The 13351-nt window shown below is 38.4% G+C and carries 15 protein-coding genes; 7 read left to right on the top strand and 8 right to left on the bottom strand.

All coding sequences use genetic code 11. The features are described from left to right. Positions 1-8 precede the first annotated feature (8 nt). From SFU91_13275 to SFU91_13295, 5 genes are all read right to left on the bottom strand, one after another. Positions 9-2498 (bottom strand): alpha-amylase family glycosyl hydrolase, encoded by a 2490-nt coding sequence (locus SFU91_13275; protein MDX2129998.1) that lies wholly within the window; start codon positions 2496-2498, stop codon positions 9-11. 29 nt (positions 2499-2527) lie between these two features. Continuing rightward, positions 2528-3937, bottom strand: coding sequence for a GWxTD domain-containing protein (locus SFU91_13280; GenBank protein ID MDX2129999.1), 1410 nt, complete (start codon positions 3935-3937; stop codon positions 2528-2530). Between the two features lie 84 nt (positions 3938-4021). Further along, complete coding sequence (locus SFU91_13285; protein ID MDX2130000.1) at positions 4022-4477, bottom strand: septum formation initiator family protein; 456 nt, start codon at positions 4475-4477, stop codon at positions 4022-4024. A gap of 118 nt (positions 4478-4595) precedes the next feature. Further along, positions 4596-4898, bottom strand: coding sequence for a hypothetical protein (locus SFU91_13290; GenBank protein ID MDX2130001.1), 303 nt, complete (start codon positions 4896-4898; stop codon positions 4596-4598). Positions 4899-4907: 9 nt separating this feature from the next. Next, positions 4908-5981 (bottom strand): sodium-dependent bicarbonate transport family permease, encoded by a 1074-nt coding sequence (locus tag SFU91_13295; protein MDX2130002.1) that lies wholly within the window; start codon positions 5979-5981, stop codon positions 4908-4910. Between the two features lie 353 nt (positions 5982-6334). Between SFU91_13295 and SFU91_13300 the strand changes: the two genes are divergently transcribed. Beyond that, the gene (locus tag SFU91_13300) at positions 6335-7309 is read left to right on the top strand and encodes a polyprenyl synthetase family protein (protein ID MDX2130003.1); all 975 of its coding nucleotides are present in this window, start codon (positions 6335-6337) and stop codon (positions 7307-7309) included. 660 nt (positions 7310-7969) lie between these two features. Here the strand turns inward: SFU91_13300 and SFU91_13305 are convergent. Then, the gene (locus tag SFU91_13305; protein MDX2130004.1) at positions 7970-8359 is read right to left on the bottom strand and encodes a type II toxin-antitoxin system VapC family toxin; all 390 of its coding nucleotides are present in this window, start codon (positions 8357-8359) and stop codon (positions 7970-7972) included. Then, positions 8350-8514 carry a hypothetical protein gene (locus SFU91_13310; protein ID MDX2130005.1) on the bottom strand — a complete coding sequence of 55 codons (165 nt, stop codon included), beginning with the start codon at positions 8512-8514 and terminating at the stop codon, positions 8350-8352. Before SFU91_13310 ends, SFU91_13305 begins: the two co-directional genes overlap by 10 nt. A gap of 134 nt (positions 8515-8648) precedes the next feature. On the opposite strand from SFU91_13310, the gene SFU91_13315 reads away from it, so the two are divergent. After that, positions 8649-9947: a M15 family metallopeptidase gene (locus SFU91_13315; GenBank protein ID MDX2130006.1), complete on the top strand. Its 1299-nt coding sequence runs from the start codon at positions 8649-8651 to the stop codon at positions 9945-9947. Then, the gene (locus SFU91_13320) at positions 9944-10456 is read left to right on the top strand and encodes a hypothetical protein (GenBank protein ID MDX2130007.1); all 513 of its coding nucleotides are present in this window, start codon (positions 9944-9946) and stop codon (positions 10454-10456) included. The genes SFU91_13315 and SFU91_13320 overlap by 4 nt, the downstream gene beginning before the upstream one ends. Here SFU91_13320 and SFU91_13325 read toward each other — a convergent pair. Further along, positions 10440-10676, bottom strand: a complete 237-nt coding sequence (locus tag SFU91_13325; GenBank protein MDX2130008.1) for a hypothetical protein — start codon at positions 10674-10676, stop codon at positions 10440-10442. The two genes, SFU91_13320 and SFU91_13325, sit on opposite strands and share 17 nt — an antisense overlap. Before the next feature lie 234 nt (positions 10677-10910). On the opposite strand from SFU91_13325, the gene SFU91_13330 reads away from it, so the two are divergent. The 4 genes from SFU91_13330 (at position 10911) to SFU91_13345 (ending at position 13297) form a co-directional block, all read left to right on the top strand. After that, complete coding sequence (locus tag SFU91_13330; GenBank protein MDX2130009.1) at positions 10911-11378, top strand: hypothetical protein; 468 nt, start codon at positions 10911-10913, stop codon at positions 11376-11378. A 4-nt stretch (positions 11379-11382) separates the two neighbouring features. Beyond that, positions 11383-11817 carry a hypothetical protein gene (locus SFU91_13335; GenBank protein ID MDX2130010.1) on the top strand — a complete coding sequence of 145 codons (435 nt, stop codon included), beginning with the start codon at positions 11383-11385 and terminating at the stop codon, positions 11815-11817. A 234-nt stretch (positions 11818-12051) separates the two neighbouring features. Beyond that, entirely contained in the window at positions 12052-12714 is a 663-nt protein-coding gene (locus tag SFU91_13340; GenBank protein MDX2130011.1) for a hypothetical protein, read from the top strand. A gap of 10 nt (positions 12715-12724) precedes the next feature. Next, positions 12725-13297 (top strand): hypothetical protein, encoded by a 573-nt coding sequence (locus SFU91_13345; protein MDX2130012.1) that lies wholly within the window; start codon positions 12725-12727, stop codon positions 13295-13297. Positions 13298-13351 lie beyond the last annotated feature (54 nt).

A 13351-nucleotide genomic window follows, 5' to 3' on the forward strand; every position in this document is an offset into this window, starting at 1 on the left:
TGTTAAGTTTATTGAAGCTTGATAATGGTATAAGATTCAGGTGGTACTACCGTCGTGATACTTGAGCCAACAAGTTGATTTGTTCCTGAACCCAAAAGTGTTTGAACTCCTTTTACGCCATAAATGCTTGGCAGTTCCAATTGTAATGATCGCTCATTCAAAGATTTATTGAGAATCACCAAAATGCGTTCGTTCATATCGGAGCGGAGATACGCAAATAAATCGGTATCGGTATGAAGCGTAATGAAATCGCCATAACGAAGTGCAGAGTGTGCTTTTCTAAGCCTGAAGAGGGCGCGAGTTTCAGAAAGCATTGCTTGCTCGTTGCTTGAAAGTCCGGTTGTTTCGCTGAACCGCATTGGGCGCCGGTTGTCAGGGTCGGCGGAACCAGTCAAGCCAATTTCATCGCCATAGTAAACAACCGGAACACCCGGAATCGTTGCAATAAAAGCAAGAAACACTTTTGCTTTATCATAACTTTTGGGTTGATTAACCTCTGGAGGCGAATTCCACCCGATTTCCTCCGCATTTTGTGTTTGCAAAGTGAGATCTCCATCGGCATAAGCCATAAAGCGAATCTTATCATGACTATCCATCAAGTTTCCCATTATATGTTGTGTTCCATAAACTGAGAGTCCCTTGTGAAGTTCGTTTGAAAGTGCTGCGAAATTTGCGTCGGGCGTCAGGAAGGTATAAAGCGAGGCATCGTAAAGTGTAAAGTTAAATTGAGCATCCAATTGGCCGTTATTCACATAAGATTTGATGAGCGAATAATCGCCAAAGGTTTCACCGATTTGATACACTTTTCGCTTTTCAGGGAGCTCGATTCGTTCTTTAATTTTCTTTGTAAGGAGTCGCCAAAATTCATTCGGAATATGCTTTACGGCATCGTGCCGAAAACCGTGAGCACCTGTGGTTTTGAGCCACCAAAGTGCGTTATCAGTCATCGCTTCCAAAGCTTCTTGATTTGAAAAATCAAAAGTGGGTAAATAAGGTTCAAACCAAGTGGTGAGGCGATATTCATTGAAAAGTCGAATATTCTTTTTCCCGTTGGGTAAGTCGAGTTTTCCAAACCACTCCGGATGCGCTTTGAAATAGGGGTGATCGATGTGGGTATGATGTCCCACAAAGTCAAGCAGGACGCGCATCTTTCGTCGCTCGGCTTTTGCAATAAGCAGTTTCAATTGTGCCATCGACCCAAACCGTTTTTCCACTTCTTCATGATGCGTTGGCCAGTAGCCGTGATATCCGCTGAAGAGCCGATGAGGCGGAGGATACTCGGCGTGTGCGGAGTCGGTACCTTTATTCACCGGCGAAATCCAAAGTGTGTTCACACCCAGCGAATCAAAATAGCCGGTTTCAATTTTATTGATGATGCCCGCGAAATCGCCGCCCCAAAAATTCGCTTTTGGCGAAAGGGCAGGGTGATTAATTGGCGCATCATTGGCAGTATCGCCATTTTTAAATCGATCGGTAACAATCGAATAAACAATGGCATCATTCCATTTAAAGGGCGTTGGAACGCCGGCAGGCGTAATGCTCTCGGTGGTTTCAAGGGGTTTGCCTGCGGTGAGATAAACGGTTTGCAATGGCGTAGTAACCCCGTTTCGCGAAACCAACACACGCACTGTTTTTTCCCCTTTTAATTCAGGGCCTTTAATCTTTAGAATCACACGCTGATCAACAATTTTAAAGAGGGTTGGCGGAATCGAGCGGTTATCAAAGAGCGCGATGATTTCACTTGCCAATGGGCTGGGCGTTTTGGCCTTGGCGGTGTCGTTGGGAGCGGTGCCAATTGGATTTTCATCATACCAAAAGTTGAGCTCGGTTTCACCGCCGCGAACATTTGCTTCAAGGGGATGAAGAAAAGCTTTTGGCCGCTCGTCTTTGAGGGATAAAATAGAATTAAATCCTCCAATGCCATTTGGCGCTTGAACCGGATTTTCAGGATCTAATATTTCTGCACCGTCAACGACAAATTTATATTCATAACGGCCGAAGCTAAGCTGCAATGAACGCTCATAGAATCCGGTTTGTGCGTTGAAGTCAAGCGGAAGATCTGTTCGGTTCCAAGAGTTAAAGTTGCCCATCAGATTCACAGATTTCACGCCTGATTTCGCCTTAAATCGAAATAGTCGCTTCTCAAGTCTTGAAACCATTGCAATGATTTTATACATCGCATTGCCCATTCGAAAACTGATGAGCGTTGCACCCTCAAAAGTCTCTTTAGGATTTAGGATTAATAGATTTTTTTCTTTGAGGTAATCAATTTGAATGACATCGTTTTCTGAAAATGCACAATCATAATTTTCGGAATAGAATAAATCTGAAACAAGAATTGTATCTGACTTTCCGGCAGTTAACCGAAGCGGTTCAATTAAATCGGTAAGATATCGAGGCTGAGACGGGGGAGTGGTACAGGATGAAAAGCAAATTGCAAAAATAGCAAGATAAGCAAAAAGCGGGCGACTAGCTGCCCGCATCAACAACTTCAACATACTCAATATGCGTTTGGGTTGAATGAACTTCAAAATGCTTCAACTTTTTCAAGCTCAAAAGAGCCGGTATTTGTACGATCAACAAAAATAAATTTTCGTTTTATTTCCTCGTAATACCAAGTTTCACGAACCGAGCGCCCGGCCGGAAACTCACGCTCCGTGCGGTTTGGCTCTCCGTAAAGAATCCAAGTTTTCCCTCGGTCAGTTCGCCAACCGAATTCTCGCGGGGTATAAAAATTCAAAAATGCGAAATCAACTCTCTTGAAATATTCCGCCATCACTTCATTGTAATCCGTTTCAGGCGTGGGATCTTGCGATTTCCAAAAGGCCAAAAACTTCTGCTTCTGTTCATCAATATTGCCGCTGTTGACTCCGCTTAACGAATCAGGCGGAGTAATGTACTCCATCAAGCGTATAGAAAGCGTGAGATCATATAAGCCAAAAGGCATATCAGCCCAAGAGGTTTCAAATTTTTTGGTGATTTCATTTTTCTTTCCGCCAACTTCTGCGTTTACCACCATTTTGAAACGCGCATTCGCCAAACGTTCACCTCTGAAATCAAGCGGAATGAATACTGTTTTGATTTCACCCTTCCGCTCTCCTTTTTCAACATAAAGGCTGTCGCCATTTGGATTGACACGGAAGCCGGAGATAGAAACAAACTGATTTTGAGTCACGGAGTCTGAAAGAACAAAGCGCTCGTCTTCACCGGTAAGTTGAAATAAAGTGAAAGTAACGACCGGTGGTAAATTTTTTCCCGAAACTTGGATGAACGGCACAAAATCTTTTCCGTAAACGCCGTTTCCACCTAATCCAATAGGCTGAAGTAATGAGCTTGTGGAATTAAGCGTCGGACGTTGAAGCATTAAGGGTTGTGAAAAAACAAATTCACTTTCCGGTTTCTTTAAGGTGAGCTTTTTCTTATCAACTCGAATCTGCCGCTGACGGTCGTTATCATATACTTCAAGAACATACTCATATTCTTTATACCCAAGGTTGGCTGTAAAATGCGCTTCCACAAATCGATTTCGATCATTTGAGACCGTGAAGCTATCTGTCTCAATTAGCCTTTTCACAGTTTTCCGGGAAACAAGTTTTTTCTCTTCAAAAACTTCAAGCGAGATAAAAATCTCAGCATTCAATTTCCCGCTTCTTCCCTTTACAAAGTATAGATTATCATACGATAGGCGCGTATTCACATACACTTGAACCGAATCGGGTGAGGCCGTAGGGAATATGACGCTTTCGGTATAAAACTGAGGACGAGAATATTTTCTGAAAATATCAAGATAGCGGTCTTGGGATTTCAGGTTATTGGGTGAAAAAAGAAATAACTGAAGTAAAATCGCGGAGAAAATAAAGGGCGCTTTACTTTTGGTTGTACCGATTTTAAAAATGCGGGTCAAAGAGATGTTGGTCGTAAGAAATAATGAATACATCAAAAACGCTGAGTTTACAAAATTGAAGATCAATATGTGAAACAAACAATACGAAGCTTTCTTAAAGTTCGATTCCCGAAAGTTCTATTTGATAATGTAAACCGTTTCGCCTTCTTTCGAAAGGTGATATTTTTCCCTTGCCAAGCGTTCAATTTCATCCGGTTCTGAAGTTCTTTTGAGTTTCGCTTCCAATTGAATTCGCTTCGCTTCCTCTTCTTGAAGTTCTTTTTGAATTGAAGCCACTTGCATTTCAAGTCTGATGCGTTGAATAATGCCGTGATTTCCAAATAGAACGGCAAAAATCATCATACCTGCAATCGCAAGTACTGCATAGTGTTTTGGATTTTCAATCACCCGCTTTGCAGCATCAATTGAAAATCCTTTTGCCCATCGATAAGCACTTTCGCTCGAACTTTTTACAATTGCTTTGCTTGGTAAGGCTGTGATGAGGAATGGAAAAAAGCGCTCTTTGAAAAATGCGGTATAACCCGAAAATTCTTCTTGAATGGCTTGAAACAGCCGGTTAACTTTTTCTTTCATTTCGCTTGATATCTTTTGAAGTGCCTGAAAAGTTAATAAAAAAAATTGGAGAAAACTTGGAAAGGAATTGCAAAACTTTTAAAAGTAAATGAAGAAAAAAACTTGACCCATCAATCAATTACATAAATTTATTTCCTCGCAAAACTTCTGCAGCTGTGATGTAGGTAATCATGCTGTATTTATTGAGGTAAGTTTTAGAAAGATGATTTAAAATCTTTTCCGCCACTTCCTCGCTTGCGAGCACCTCTAATCGAATATTTTCACCTTCCCATTCACTGATTCGCTCACCCGTTTGAGATCCCCCACGCGCAGCTTGAATTGTATAGCCTTTTGCCCCAAGCTCTTGAATTTCTTCAATTAATCGCTCTTCAAGCACTTCATCGGCAATGATGGTCACGAGTTTTAATGAAATGGTTTGCATCGTAAATCTTTATCCAAGTTGAAAAAGTATTATCGAAATCTGATGATATAGCGGGATTCCCACCGTGATATTAAAAGGAAAAGTAACCGCAAGGCTCAAAGTGAGTGAATAGGTTGGATTCGCTTCCGGAATCGCAACACGGCAAGCAGCAGGGGCAGCAATGTAGGAGGCGCTTGCTGCAAGTGTTCCAAATATCATTGCCCCGCCAACTGAGAGACCTGAAATCTTTCCGATCCAAATACCGAGAATACCCATTAATACAGGGAAGACAATGCCAAATCCAATTAAAAATATGCCAACCGATTTGAAATCTTTAATTCGCCTTCCTGTCACCAAACCCGCCTCGAGAAGAAAAAGCGTTAGAATCCCTTTGAAGGGAAGATCGAAAAATGGTGAGACTTGTGCCCATCCGCCTTTGCCACCCAAAAAACCAATGACCATTCCACCCAAAAGTAAAATACTGCCTTTGCCCGCAAGGAGCTCGATAAATAGAGCTTTCAAAGCGAGCGACTCATTGGGTGAATTTGATTCTTTCCCGAGTGTATCAGCAGTAACCTTGAATTTCTTGTGACCTAAAATCGGAAGAGAACCACCCACTTTCGCCAAAAATACGCCGATGATAATTGCAGGAACTTCCATTATAGCCAAAAGGCCGGGCAAATAGCCTTCATATACGCCACCCAGTGTGCCTTGTGAAATCAATGAATTCGCGGCAAGGTTATCTTGAAATGATTGTGCCCCGGCAAAGGTAACCGCTGAAACAGAGCCATAATGCGCTGCAATGGCTGCACAGTCAAAGAGTGAAAGGGATGAAAATTTTCTTAGAAATGAAAATGCCAAAAGTGGAATTGCGGTACCGAGAAGTAACGCGGCAACGGCAGGTTTGATAAAATCCTCGAGATGTGAAATGGAAAGTTTGTATCCGCCTTTTAAGCCAATTGCAAGCAAAAGATAGATAGAGATAGCCGTGTACAATTCGTTAGGAAACTTTAAATCGCTGCGAAGGAAGGTGGCAATGAGTCCGAGTGCAAAGGCCAATACAATTGGCGAAAAAAGATTGCTTAGTGCTAAGCCAAAATCCATTATAGGAGCGTTTTCACATTGTAGAAAGTCTTAAAAGTAAAGTTACAAAAAAAAAGAAGGATGCCCGTTTGCATCCTTCTTAATAATAATGGATATGACATGTTCAAAGAAAGTTAAAACTTCTTGGTGAATCAATGTTTTTTAATGTTTTACTTGTATCTAAGGTTCTTTAATAATGTGCTCTGTTTTGGAGTGATGATATCCAAACAAGAATAAACTAAGACAATATTAGAAAATATTTTATCATAAAAGAAATTTTTAATAAAATTTCTTTGGTAAGGAATTGAACATGTTCGTTTATTCCGTTTAAGCCGTGTATCTTTGAAAAACGATAAAAAAGCAAACCTCTTTTAGTGAAAATTGACCAGATATTAGCCCCGATTAATCCCGAGTTAGAGTCATTTAGAACTTCATTTAAGGAGGCGATGACATCGGAAGTTGGGTTGTTGGATAAAGTCGCGACATTTATCCTCAAACAAAAAGGGAAACAAATTCGCCCGGCATTGGTTTTGCTTTCGGCCAAAGCCGTGGGCGAAGTGACACCTGCAACTTACCGCGCCGCCGCACTTGTTGAGCTTTTGCATACCGCTACTTTGATTCACGATGATGTGGTCGATACCGCCGATATGCGCCGCGGCTTGCCCGCCATTAACGCACTTTGGAAAAATAAAGTGGCCGTGTTAATGGGTGATTACCTTCTTTCACGTGGGCTTTTGCTTTCACTTAAAAATAAAGATCATCTTTTTCTTGAAATCATCTCGGATGCCGTTCGCAGAATGAGTGAGGGAGAATTGTTGCAAATAGAAAAGACGCGGCATTTGGATATTGACGAAAAAACTTATTTCAAAATCATTTCAGATAAAACCGCATCGCTTCTTTCCACCGCTTGCCATATTGGCGCGGCTTCCTCAACGCCAGATTTTGAAGTGCAGCAGCGATTTCGAGAATATGGGGAATCACTTGGAATTGCGTTTCAAATCCGCGATGATATTCTCGATTATCTTGGGAAGAGTGATAAAACCGGCAAACCGATTGGCGGCGACATCAAAGAAAAGAAAATTACCTTACCTCTCATTTATGCGCTTTCAAAAGCCGAGGAAGAACGCCGAAAGGAAATCATCGCGATATTAAAAAGCGACCGAAAGCGTGCGCTTTTTAGCAGTGAAGTAATTGATTTCACTCGTAAGATGGGGGGTATTGAATATGCTGAACGTGTTGCCGAGAAATACATGTCAGAAGCTCACGCCGCTCTTCAAGTAATTTCACCCACAGAAGCGAAGGAATCGCTGCTTCGCCTTGCTGAATTCGCCGTTGCAAGGCAGAGTTGATTTGCACTAAGCATAAGGAATTTATAGCTTCAAATCACTTAAATGAATTTCCAAATAAATGAAGACTATATATGAAACCCCTTGTGGGGGAAATAAATCTATATTTCTTTTCTATAAATATCCGACCTCTAACAGGTCGTGATTTTATGGTATCGATAAATCTCTTCTCCGTAATCAAAGAATTGTATTTAATTAAAATTCTTTTCGATTTCAAGAAAGATTTTTTCATTTAAATACGGTAATTATTTACGAATTACCTTAGTTTCTTTCGAATAGGAGAAACAATGACCCCGTTAGGGGTCGAATTATTATAGAGTAAAAAAATAGAAAGAAATAACCGACCCCGTAGGGGTCAAATGTTTATAGAATATTAAAATCAAGAAGTTTCCCGACCCCGTTAGAGGTCGAATGTTCTGTTAAAAAACAAGTAATGAAGCGGTATAGAATAGGTAAATCCAAAAAAGTTAAGGAGTAAAAATATTTCTCTCATTGCGGTTTACGAAAACCTTGCAACTTCCCCGACTTTTTATTACAATGAAGTGGGGTATCTAAGAAGAGCAGATAGTGTTCGGTTCTATTACTTGAAAGACCAGCTTGGCAACAACCGCGCGACCTTTTCCGACTCCTCAGATTTTACCTTTAATTAATTTTAGGTAATTATTAAATCTGAAAACTAATGAGATTGAGTTGAGGGATTTTCTCGAAATTTCCATCTGCCGTAAAGATAGGTAATGAAAGGGAAATCGCTGAGGCTGCAATAATTGCATCTGGGAGTTTTATTTTATGACTTTGCTTAATCTCAATGGTTTTTTGCTTAATTATCGAATTCATTTCAATAACTGTACATTGACTAACAAGATTTTGAATTATTAGGGATTTGCTCTTTGTTAGGTTTGGTTTACAGAATAATTCTAATTCGGTAATAAAAGAAATTTTAATATCCATATTCTGTAAAACTTCAGATACCCGTTTATCACCATTTAATAGATAAATAAGAATATTTGTATCACAAAAAATCTGTGTGTTGTTTCCAATCATTCTTACTCCCATTCATCGCGTATCTTTCTTTGATACTCTACGGGATTTTCTTCCCACTTGATTTTCCCGCAAAATTTAGAAGCATCAAATTTTTTCCCTTGTGGCAGTTCTTTTAACAAAAGAGCGAGGTTTTTTTCTTTCGTTTTTTCAGTAATTCTGATAATCATATAAAAATTAAACCTTGGATTTCTTTTTAGAAAGTTGATTCAAATATAATAAAACAATTTGAAAGGTTCCAATTCAAGATAACCGAGGCACCGAAACCTTCACCTACGACCGCAACGGCAGCTTCATCAATGTTATGCGAAGTGGGAACCACACCGCACTGATTGATAACCTCACCTATAACTATGTCAATGGCCGAAACCAACTTACGCACATCACCGACGCCGCTACTGGCAGCAACAGCAACGAAGGCGTACGAACCGGACAACTTTCAAACAACTACGCCTACGACGGCAACGGCAACCTCATACGCGATAACTCAAAAAACATTTCAAACATTGAATATGACTGGAGAAACTTGCCCACGACGATTACATTCTCAACCACACCTGCCTCGCAATTGACTTATAGATATAACGCCGATGGCGCGAGAATAGAAAAAGCGTTCACGGTTGGGGGGAATACCACAAGAACGGAGTATGAGTATGGCGCAGGCGGAAATCTCATTGCGGTTTACGAAAACCTTGCAACTTCCCCGACTTTTTATTACAATGAAGTTGGGTATTTGAGAAGATCGGATAATGTTCGGTTCTATTATTTGAAAGACCAACTCGGTAACAACCGCGCGACCTTTTCCGACTCCGCAGGCATTACTTTTACCGAATTCAATGACTTCTTCGCCTACGGCGCGCCGCGGCAAAGCTGGTTCAGAAGCGGCGATGGTCGGTGGAAGTTCTTAGGATTAGAATTGGATAATGAAACCGGCTCAACTCATACCAATGCAAGAGAATTATTCAATTTTGAGGGCGTGTTTAATCGACCCGATAGATTTGACTATAAATATCCACACTTAAGCCCCTACATATATGGCGCACAAAATCCATTTAAATTTTCTGATACATCTGGAGATAGCTTAATTAAAGTATTAATTGACGATAAATCGGGATTTATACACGGCAAAACGGAAGTTGTAATTGATCATACAATTTTAGAAGATTTTACAAATTTACTAAATTTGGCCGTTCAAACAGAAACGCACATCCATATTAATGATTCATTTAGGTCAAACGAAGATCAAGAAAATGTAAAACCTACCGGAAAGGTTAAAAAAGCAGTAGTGGGTAATAGCACTCATAATGCGGGAATTGCTATTGATTTTAATGTGTATATTGATAATAAAGTTGAAAATGGGAAATTACAAGGAAATGATGGTTTAACAGATGATAATAAGTTTATAAAAGGAGCTAAAGAACAAGGCTGGAGATGGGGAGGTGACTTTAAGGATAATTATGACCCTGTACATGTTGATAAAAAGGATGTAAGTACTGAAGGGTTAAAAGCCTTTAAAGATATGGTTACCCAAAATCAAAAACAAAATAAAGTAGGAATAAGTACTACAATAAAAAAAGAAATTAATAAAAAGGAAAAAAAATGATTATTTACATGAGTTTTTTGGTGATATTTATACAAAATGATAGTTGTATTATTTCACAATTACGTGAGCCTAAATTGATTGAAGTTAGAAATTCAACTTTTTTTTATGAAAATAATAGAAATTATTATAAACTGAACTCTGATTCTATAGATTTTTATACTGGAAATTATTATGAATTATATACCATTGGAGAGTACAAGATTCTTTCTAAATATTTTTATTCCGAAAGCGGTGATTTTTTTAGATATATAAATTTTATTTATAAAAATGGAAGACTTAAATATATCAGGTTTTTGGCGAGTTTTTTTAATAGTAATTGTACAAAGATCCTTAGAAAAAACGAAATTTATAAAGTTAATAATAATGAGATTAAAAGAATTTACTTGAGATTTTATGATGAAAAATATAAAATGGTCGGAAATACAAAGAATTGTGATAACATTATTAATTTTAGCGAGAATTTCGAGGAATATTTATATTTTCCAAATTTACTTATTGAAGAAAGATAAATTTGACTAAGTTAATTTCCAAAGTAATCGGGTTGTCATTAACCAGAGTGGTGCGGTAACGGAGCGGACGGATTACTTTGCCTACGGCGCAATCCGCGAAACCGCCCAATCCGCCGGCGATGGCCGCTTCAAGTTCCTTGATAAAGAGCAGGACGAAGAAACCGGCACCACGCACCTCGACGCCCGCGAATACGACGATTTCGCTGCCCTTTTTTGGCAAGTTGATCCGCTTGCGGAATCGGACGGCCTCAGTTCCTTTAGCCCGTATCATTATGGGTATAATAATCCCTATAAGTTTAAGGATCCGAGTGGGAAGAATCCTGAAAATGATGAAAAGAATAAAAATGCTGTTGGACAAGTTCTTCAATTTTTAGGCGATGTTGGAAATTTATTTTCCGGCAAAAAGGAAGGTCAAGAACAAAATCAAACAAATAGTGATCCAATTAAAAATGCAATGAATTTTGTTTCTGAAATTTCATCAAATATGGTCGCAGTCTTTGATAATATAGGAATTCCGTTAAACCCAACAGAAGTATCTTTGGTAGTTGGGGTAGGAGTAAATGCAGAAATAGGTAAATCTGGTGATGCATCGATTCAAGGCTCGGCACAACTAGTTGCTGAAATACCCATTAAAGGAAATGGTTCAACCGAAATATCTGCTTCCGCTAATATGTCTGTTGGTGGAATTGACCTTGTGCAAGCGAAAGCATCAATAAATACTGATGGAAAGGCAAATGCAGGCGGTGCAGCTATGGGTGTAACTCTTTCAACAAGTGATGGTGGGACAATAGGTTTTGCTGCTTCAGGATCAAAAGTTGGTGGGGCAGTAGAAACGAATAGAAGAAATCAGTCCTTTGAAATGAATGCCCCGTTAAAAGTAGCTAGAATACCAGCAATAATTGGAGTCAAAGCAAAACAGTAAAAAAATGAAACTAAAAAATAGTGGCAATTCACTTGTTGTTTTTACCAATTATAATTGGTTTTTGGTTCCATTTTTAATGGCAGCAATATATAAATTTGAATTTAATTTAATTTCAATATTTATAATTATTTTTATTGTAGGTATTATTAGCTTTAGAGGAAGAGTAACTTTCGATTTTGATAATCAAATAATAGAATGTACCTACTTTGTATTTTTTGTTGATTGGTATGATTCGATATACAAAATTGAAGATATTAAAAAAATTAAATTAAAATTTAAACGATTTATCGGAGGTGCATTAACCTTTACTCCCTATCAATTAGTAATTGAGTTAAAAAAAGGCAAATCAATTGATATTCTTGGTTCTCATACAGACGAAAAGCTAAAGAAAATCGAAATAGAAGTTAATGCTAGGTATAAATTTGAAGAATCACCTTAAAACAAATGGTTTCAACTATAGCAAGACAAAGAAACCGAAACAACTCATCTTGATGCCCGCGAATAAGACGATTTCGCAGCCCTTTTCTGGCAAGTTGACCCGCTCGCAGAATCGGACGGCTTAAGTTCCTTTAGTCCGTATCATTATGGGTATAATAATCCCTTTAAGTTTAAAGATTCAAAAGGAGAGTCTCCAACTTTAGTTACAGGCGCAATTGGTGCTTTTGCTGGAGCATTGTTTGGTGGAGGAATCGAGATAACAAGACAATTAATAACTGATGGTGAAGTTTCTAACTGGAGTTCAGTTACTGGAAGTGCAGTACAAGGTGCAATTACTGGAGGTGCTGCGGGCTTAACTGGTGGTGCAAGTTTGTTTGTAACTGCAAGTGTTGCTGGTGGAGCCAATGCTATTGGTGGTGCATTAAACCGCGGAATTCAAGGTCAAGAAACAACTGTTTCTGATGTAGTACAAGATGCAACTGTTGGGGCTGTTTTAGGTGGTGCTGGCAAAGCTCTAAGTGGTGGGGTAAAAGGTGCTTTAGATGATGCTTCAAATCAAGTAAAAGGTAAAGTAGGAGAAATAGCAACAGAAGTAAAATACCTTGCAAAAGGTTATATAAGTCAAGGAAAAGACAAAATATTAACTGGAACTAAAACCGCAACAGGTAAACCTGCGGCTGCGGTTTTTGACCATAAAATGAAAAGTTTTATTAATGGCCAAACCAAAACTGTTGAAAGTAAATTTAATAGTGCAGGTTTAACTAAAAATCAGAAATTGGCGATGAAAAAAAATGAAGTGTCAGTTGATAGAACATCAAGTGCTGATGTTGGGAATGCAGCTATGGCAACAGGAGTAGGCACCGCAGCTGGTGTAGATTCTCAACGTCAAAAAAAATAAAAATTGAAGAATGCTAAATAATTTAACTGAGAAGGAAATTCTTAAAGAAAGAAAAAAAATAATTGACGAAATTGCCATACCAAATTTACTGAAAAATGGATTTGAAAAAGCACCATTTTCTACTTCTTGGTTTGGAGAATATGACAGAAATATTGCAGGTTATTCTTATGAATTAGGAAAAATAAATGATAAATCTCATTTAGTTTTAATATATTTGGTGATAGTAAAAGGTGATAGATGGATCAAAGTTAAATTAAGTATTTATAATTTAATTCCTTCAATTAACTCAATTGAAAATTTAAAGACTTATGAGGGGATAAATTTTGAAATGCCACCTAATGATGAAAAGATTATACAATTAAGACTTGATGATTATATCAATATACCACCTTTTATATATTTATTTTTTTTCCCAAAACATAAAATTGGTACGGCTTTTACAAAATTTGGCATTAAATATAAGATTAATAAACTGAAAAATTTAATAGATAAGGATACGAATAATATTGACAAATTTATCGAAAGGTGGTATAAAAAGTTTACTCCTAATAATGTTGATTGGAATGGCAATATAATTAACTGACTAAACTCAAGTCCGCAACCTCATACGCGATAACGCCAAAGGCATAACCAGCAT

Source organism: Chloroherpetonaceae bacterium (assembly GCA_033763895.1).
GTDB lineage: Bacteria > Bacteroidota > Chlorobiia > Chlorobiales > Thermochlorobacteraceae > JANRJQ01.

Excerpts from the sequence above, each read along its gene's own strand:
- SFU91_13275 (MDX2129998.1), bottom strand. The coding sequence starts at position 2,498 with ATGTTGAAGTTGTTGATGCGGGCAGCTAGTCGCCCGCTTTTTGCTTAT.
- SFU91_13280 (MDX2129999.1), bottom strand. The coding sequence starts at position 3,937 with ATGTATTCATTATTTCTTACGACCAACATCTCTTTGACCCGCATTTTT.
- SFU91_13285 (MDX2130000.1), bottom strand. The coding sequence starts at position 4,477 with ATGAAAGAAAAAGTTAACCGGCTGTTTCAAGCCATTCAAGAAGAATTT.
- SFU91_13290 (MDX2130001.1), bottom strand. The coding sequence starts at position 4,898 with ATGCAAACCATTTCATTAAAACTCGTGACCATCATTGCCGATGAAGTG.
- SFU91_13295 (MDX2130002.1), bottom strand. The coding sequence starts at position 5,981 with ATGGATTTTGGCTTAGCACTAAGCAATCTTTTTTCGCCAATTGTATTG.
- SFU91_13305 (MDX2130004.1), bottom strand. The coding sequence starts at position 8,359 with ATGGGAGTAAGAATGATTGGAAACAACACACAGATTTTTTGTGATACA.
- SFU91_13310 (MDX2130005.1), bottom strand. The coding sequence starts at position 8,514 with ATGATTATCAGAATTACTGAAAAAACGAAAGAAAAAAACCTCGCTCTT.
- SFU91_13315 (MDX2130006.1), top strand. The coding sequence starts at position 8,649 with ATGCGAAGTGGGAACCACACCGCACTGATTGATAACCTCACCTATAAC.
- SFU91_13320 (MDX2130007.1), top strand. The coding sequence starts at position 9,944 with ATGATTATTTACATGAGTTTTTTGGTGATATTTATACAAAATGATAGT.
- SFU91_13330 (MDX2130009.1), top strand. The coding sequence starts at position 10,911 with ATGAATTTTGTTTCTGAAATTTCATCAAATATGGTCGCAGTCTTTGAT.
- SFU91_13335 (MDX2130010.1), top strand. The coding sequence starts at position 11,383 with ATGAAACTAAAAAATAGTGGCAATTCACTTGTTGTTTTTACCAATTAT.
- SFU91_13345 (MDX2130012.1), top strand. The coding sequence starts at position 12,725 with ATGCTAAATAATTTAACTGAGAAGGAAATTCTTAAAGAAAGAAAAAAA.